This window comes from Rheinheimera baltica DSM 14885 (assembly GCF_000425345.1).
Lineage (GTDB): Bacteria > Pseudomonadota > Gammaproteobacteria > Enterobacterales > Alteromonadaceae > Alishewanella > Alishewanella baltica.
Map to the genome: position 1 here is coordinate 1 of NZ_AUDG01000100.1, position 5,398 is coordinate 5,398.

A 5,398-nucleotide genomic window follows, 5' to 3' on the forward strand; every position below is an offset into this window, starting at 1 on the left:
GCAACACTCGATACGGGTGGTCAGTTACACCTTACCCGACAGGGACTTACACCCTGCAAGATGCATCAAGCTTTGCTTGACGCACTAACGCTCGCGCTCAGTGTCTGTATTCAGTCTCACCATCAGATCGGTTTTACCTTGCTCCATTAGCAGCAGGCAGCGGGCGAAAGGGGTATTGGGGCTGTAGCGAATACGAATTCCAGCACGTGTAGCGAGCTCTTGCACAAAGTCCACCGTAGGGCCATAGGGTAACCCCTGGTCAGGGTAATGATGCCGGTCCGGGTAATCATCCAGACACCACTCAAGCTCCGGTTGCGGCTGCTGCAGTGCCATAGCAGGAATACACAGACTAAACCATATCAATATTGCGCCAAGCCAGCGTAGTGCCATAAGTCAGTACCTTTGCCAGAGAAAGCTGTGTAAACATAAATACAGCATAACAGAACTGCAAGAAAGTCACAGTGCAACAGATATTAGCAGGTATTTCCGCGGCTTAATGCTGGCAAACGCACGACACAAGGATGGACCAAAACAGCAGTTGAAACGACAATCTGATCTGCCCACTATAACCATAGAGACAGCGCCCTGTTTACAGGGTATTACTGCTTTTGACGCTTGCAGGTTGTAGCAAGCATAAAGTGGATGATGTGTCGCTGGGTGTGTTCACCACTTAAGACATCAAGCTCGATGCCTCTACCGATCCTGTGGAAACCTGCGGCAGCTTTAAACACGGCCTGTCAACCGTGCCGCAGAGGGGAACGCAAGTTTATGGTGCAGTAAAAGTGCAAGACTAATAGTGTCGCTAGATGTAAGCGGTGCCTTTTAAATACAGCACCGCAAAACCTGACACTAACACCCGCTCACCGGCAAGGCGGCAATATAACATGCCGCCGCGCTGTGATGCCTGGTACGCCACCAACTCATCTTTGGCCAGTTGCTTCGCCCAGTAAGGCGTAAGGCCTGCATGAATGGACCCGGTTACCGGGTCTTCATCGCCGCCGTTTGCAGGCCAAAAATAGCGTGAGATAAAATCATACTCATTTGTGATGGCACTGGATTTGGCGGTAACCACCACATCATAAGGGGCTAACTGTTTCAGCTGCTCTGAAACATAGCTCAGGCTTTTTACATCCTGCTCCGATGCCATCACGGCAAAATAGGCCTGGCGGTTTTTTAATACCTGCATTGGTTTCACAGACAAACCGGCTAACAACGCTGCCGGAACCTGAGCAACAACTTGCGGGCATTGGTTAGGAAAGCTCATTTCAATTCTGCCGTCACTATGCTGATTAACCCACAGTGCGCCCACTTGCGAAGTTAAAAACTCAATTTCACCCTGCCCACCCAGATGATTAAATATCACATAGGATGCCGCTAAGGTGGCGTGGCCACAAAAGTCGATTTCTGTTAACGGCGAAAACCAGCGGATCTCATATTTATTGGCCGATAAACCGCGGATAAAAGCGGTTTCTGAAAGATTATTTTCTGCAGCAATGTTTTGCATTAACTCAGGCGACAACCATTGTTGTAGAGGCACCACCGCAGCAGAATTACCTTTAAACTGCTGTTTGGTAAAAGCATCAACAATAAAAATATCTAGTTCCAACACAAGCTCCTGTTTAGTAAATCAAAGATCATTTTCTTCCAGACCGCCTAGACCCACCGTATTCTCGACGCTAATGTATCTGTCTTATTCCACCAAAGAAACCTGCGGCGGCTGTAAGCACAGCCTATCTACCGTGCCGCTGTCGCGAACGGAAGCATATGCCGCAGAGGGTCTTGTCGGCCGTGCAGCACGCGAATAATTTCAATCTGGTTGGCAGTAATCCGGTAAAACAAGATATGGCTTTGAATGGGTAAGCTTCTAGTATGAGGTAAAAGTTCTGGACGCTCGACGCCGATTAGCGGTTGTTCTGTTAGTAACCAAAGTTGATTTCTAATGACCGACAGATAGCTATCTGATTGGGCTTGCCCCCACTGCCGAAGTCCGTACTGGTAGATGTCTTTCAAGTCATTTTTAGCAGTAGGCGCAATAACGAGTTTGTAAGCTGGCATCTGTTTAGCCTTTTATGTCGTCAAACAGTGCATCCAGTGCAGCCTTTGATTCAATTGCAATACCTTCGCCACGGTCCAATTGGTCGGTGCCAACTTTTAGTTGCTCACGCAGGCGGGCCAGTTTTACTTCGTGGATCCAGTCTTCATGAGTATCCATAAAGCGTAAAGCTTCGCGGATGACTTCGCTAGCGTTGTTATACAAGCCACTGTCAACTTTGGCTTTAATGCGCGACTCTAATTCGGGCGTCAGGGATACATGCATAATGGCCTCCAAGGCTAAGCATTAACAGCAATAATGCTAGGCGTCACTACAAAGATTGTCAATCTTTGTAGCATACATCCGACTATTTTGCTGAAGAGCAGCGGTAAAACTTCAGAGGTAGACAACTGCATCGCTAATTTCGTTACAACCCCAACAAATCCTAATGGTAATGCATTTGCATTACCATTATTCTGCCACTAGAATAACCAGCATAGCCAACGTGAACCTGTGGAGACCATCATGCTTGCACAAACGGCTTTGGAAGCAGAATCAACACTGACTGACCGTTTTCAGACAACAGTACCGGGTCCTGTGCGGCAGGCGTTGCAGCTGGGTAAAAAAGATAAGATTAAGTATGTCATCCAATCTGATGGCCGTGTGCTTATGCAGCGTGCTGAAACGGTTGAAGCTGATCCGGTTCTTGACCAGTTTTTGTCATTTCTGGCGCTTGATATGCAGAAGCATCCGGAAAAACTACAGCCACTAACCAGCAGTATGCAGCAGAGCGTAGCATCGCTGGTTGCAGATGTTGATATTGATTTGGATGAACCCCTGCCCGATGAATTATCAGCTGAGGACGAATAAACTTGCCTGATCAAGTCCCGATGGTAGTTAACGGCTGGACGCTATATACCCATCCTCTTTTTGCACAGCAGTACCAGGTACTGAAAGACAAAGTAGAAGCGTTAAAAGCAAAGGATCCACAAGGCTACCGCAGCAAAAATGATACTAAACGCTTGGCAGCTATTCACAAGCTGGCCTTTGACATTATTCCGCAAGACCCAGCCCTGGCAGATTACCGCCAGGGCAAAACATTAGGCGACAACAACAAGCATTGGTTTCGGGCCAAATTTTTTCAGCAATACCGGTTATTTTTCAGATACCACCTTGAAGCAAAAATTATCGTTTATGCCTGGGTCAATGATGAAGAAAATAAGCGGGCATTTGCCAGTAAAACCGATGCTTACAAAGTGTTCGCAAAGATGCTTAAGTCAGGTAATCCGCCGGATGATTGGGATGCACTGCTAAAAGCAGCCAAAGGCGCGAAACTCCCGCGTTAGAAAACGCCCCCGCGATGTATCAGCTCCACTCTACCAAAGAAACCCGCAGCAGTTGTTAGCACAACTTGCTTAGCACTCAGGGCAGGGATCCTTTTTTAAGTAGCAAAAATCAAGACCTGACCCCGCAACCTATAACCTATGACCCCGCAACCCATCCTATGTTTACGTTCAAGCTGCATAAGGTGAAATGTCTTTGCTAATTTGCTCACCACTTAGTTGCTCAGCCAGTTTAAGGTCGTATATCGCCTGCAGATTAAGCCAGCTTTGGGCATCGCCGCCAAAATAGCGAGCCAGGCGAAGTGCCGTGTCGGCAGTAACACCGCGTTTCTCACGCACTATTTCGTTGATCCGTGCCGGTGTTACCCGTAGCGCCTGCGCCAGCGCATTGGCACTCATATTTAGTGGTAACAAATAATCTTCACGCGATACTTCACCAGGGTGTACTGCGCGCATGCCGCTCTTAAACATAACTCCCCCCGTTAGTGAGAATCGACAATTTCAACGTCCCATGCATTACCGTCATGCCAGCGAAAACATAACCGCCCCTGCTCGTTTATACGAATACTATCCTGACCGGCCCGACCGCCTTTTAAAAGCGAAAAATCACATATCGATAATCAATAAGCTGCAAGCCATGACCTGCAGAATAAAGTCTTATTATTACCGTTGTTGATTAGCAAAAGCAATTTGCTCCCGAACGTATGTATAATACTTCTGTTTTTGTTAACAATTTTGCGCACGCGCTACTAAGTTAGGCTCGTCATCTGCCATTAAGAACTGGGGTTGTCTGTAAATTGAAAGTAGTCAATAAAGTTTCTATCGCCTTTGCTCTACCTGTTTTAGGTATGCTGATATGGTTTCTGGTACAGCCCTCCTCAGCATCCACTGATACTGAATGCGGATCAAATGCTTATTTAATAAAGCACTTTTGGTTTAATAAAGGTATAAAAGAGGAAAATAAGCGAGACGTAAATTGGGGCGATCGAATAGACGTTACATCCGTACCTGACGAATTGCCTAACTTGCAGAAAACATTTTTTACGAAAGCAATGCAACTGCCAATCGACGCCAGTGATCAGCAAGTGCGAGCAGTATTTTCTTCAAAACCTGAAATAGGTGAGCTGATGGGAATTAAAGGTTTTACATTGCGAAGAACAGACAACAAAAACCAATATACATCAATGCAAATACAGAAATACAAAGGATGTCTTTCAAACATTCAGATTCTTGGCTTCGGGGTAGAAACATACACACTAAATTATGATCTGTTAGTTCCATCTGGTTACTTTGCAAGCAATAAGAATCGGGAAAATACCTGTCAGCTCGGTAAAATAGATTCACAGCAGTTCGTATACACAGTAAATGGCGTTTCCGTTTCAACTGGAAAGATTGCCGGAGCAATTCCTAAACCAATAACAGAAGCCTTTTCCGACTGGGGAAGATTCAATGACAACAGTGAATATCTATATGAGTTGCTTGGTGAACCGGTGATAAAGGGTACAGTACTGTCATGGGTAATTAGGGATGATACGCTGGGCGATATATCCGTTGAGATGGACGTAGAGCAATACTGTTCTAAAGCATTAACCTTTCGCTGGCAGCAGGCTGGAAATCAGCATCAGTTGCTGAAGCTAAATATTTACTCTTAAAAGATATTGATAGCCCAGGCAAAGGAGCCATATTGGTAGAGTCTGTAAAAAAAACTGTGTAAGTGGCATTCTATCTAACTCCTTAGAAGGGATAAAGAATGCCAATTACAGACCAATTACTGGATCAGCTGTTAGCTGACTGCAAATCTCCTGAAGATCTGATGGGCGAGCAAGGCCTATTGCGCCAGTTGACCAAAAAGCTTGCTGAACGAGCCCTTGAAGCTGAGATGGAACACCATCTTGGTTACGCCAAACATGACCCGGCCGGTAAAAAAACCGGTAATTCCCGCAACGGTAAAACCAGTAAAACTGTGCGCTCTGTGCATGGTGAAATAGAGCTGGAAGTCCCGCGCGACCGCAATAGCACCTTC

At 46.2% G+C, this 5,398-nt stretch carries 9 protein-coding genes; 4 read left to right on the forward strand and 5 right to left on the reverse strand.

Going from position 1 to position 5,398, the window contains the following annotated elements; translation table 11 throughout:
* Positions 1-84 precede the first annotated feature (84 nt).
* The 4 genes from H595_RS0119220 to H595_RS0119235 form a co-directional block, all read right to left on the reverse strand.
* Positions 85-390 (reverse strand): type 2 periplasmic-binding domain-containing protein, encoded by a 306-nt coding sequence (locus H595_RS0119220; protein ID WP_027672604.1) that lies wholly within the window; start codon positions 388-390, stop codon positions 85-87.
* Between the two features lie 412 nt (positions 391-802).
* Entirely contained in the window at positions 803-1,609 is an 807-nt protein-coding gene (locus tag H595_RS0119225) for a PhzF family phenazine biosynthesis protein (RefSeq protein WP_240474951.1), read from the reverse strand.
* Positions 1,610-1,734: 125 nt separating this feature from the next.
* Complete coding sequence (locus H595_RS0119230; protein ID WP_027672606.1) at positions 1,735-2,055, reverse strand: type II toxin-antitoxin system RelE/ParE family toxin; 321 nt, start codon at positions 2,053-2,055, stop codon at positions 1,735-1,737.
* Positions 2,056-2,059: 4 nt separating this feature from the next.
* Entirely contained in the window at positions 2,060-2,317 is a 258-nt protein-coding gene (locus H595_RS0119235; protein WP_027672607.1) for a type II toxin-antitoxin system ParD family antitoxin, read from the reverse strand.
* Positions 2,318-2,557: 240 nt separating this feature from the next.
* Between H595_RS0119235 and H595_RS0119240 the strand changes: the two genes are divergently transcribed.
* Entirely contained in the window at positions 2,558-2,902 is a 345-nt protein-coding gene (locus H595_RS0119240; RefSeq protein ID WP_027672608.1) for a type II toxin-antitoxin system PrlF family antitoxin, read from the forward strand.
* A gap of 2 nt (positions 2,903-2,904) precedes the next feature.
* The gene (locus H595_RS0119245; protein WP_240474952.1) at positions 2,905-3,378 is read left to right on the forward strand and encodes a type II toxin-antitoxin system YhaV family toxin; all 474 of its coding nucleotides are present in this window, start codon (positions 2,905-2,907) and stop codon (positions 3,376-3,378) included.
* A gap of 168 nt (positions 3,379-3,546) precedes the next feature.
* On the opposite strand, the gene H595_RS0119250 is transcribed toward H595_RS0119245, so the two are convergent.
* The gene (locus tag H595_RS0119250; protein WP_027672610.1) at positions 3,547-3,846 is read right to left on the reverse strand and encodes a HigA family addiction module antitoxin; all 300 of its coding nucleotides are present in this window, start codon (positions 3,844-3,846) and stop codon (positions 3,547-3,549) included.
* A gap of 326 nt (positions 3,847-4,172) precedes the next feature.
* On the opposite strand from H595_RS0119250, the gene H595_RS0119255 reads away from it, so the two are divergent.
* Positions 4,173-5,027: a hypothetical protein gene (locus H595_RS0119255; protein WP_027672611.1), complete on the forward strand. Its 855-nt coding sequence runs from the start codon at positions 4,173-4,175 to the stop codon at positions 5,025-5,027.
* Between the two features lie 98 nt (positions 5,028-5,125).
* Positions 5,126-5,398 (forward strand): transposase (locus tag H595_RS0119260; RefSeq protein WP_027672612.1); only part of this gene is annotated, 273 nt, incomplete at its 3' end.

Bases quoted from the DNA above. Each gene is read 5' to 3' on its own strand.
- H595_RS0119220 (WP_027672604.1), bottom strand. From the start codon at position 390: ATGGCACTACGCTGGCTTGGCGCAATATTGATATGGTTTAGTCTGTGT.
- H595_RS0119230 (WP_027672606.1), bottom strand. From the start codon at position 2,055: ATGCCAGCTTACAAACTCGTTATTGCGCCTACTGCTAAAAATGACTTG.
- H595_RS0119235 (WP_027672607.1), bottom strand. From the start codon at position 2,317: ATGCATGTATCCCTGACGCCCGAATTAGAGTCGCGCATTAAAGCCAAA.
- H595_RS0119240 (WP_027672608.1), top strand. From the start codon at position 2,558: ATGCTTGCACAAACGGCTTTGGAAGCAGAATCAACACTGACTGACCGT.
- H595_RS0119250 (WP_027672610.1), bottom strand. From the start codon at position 3,846: ATGTTTAAGAGCGGCATGCGCGCAGTACACCCTGGTGAAGTATCGCGT.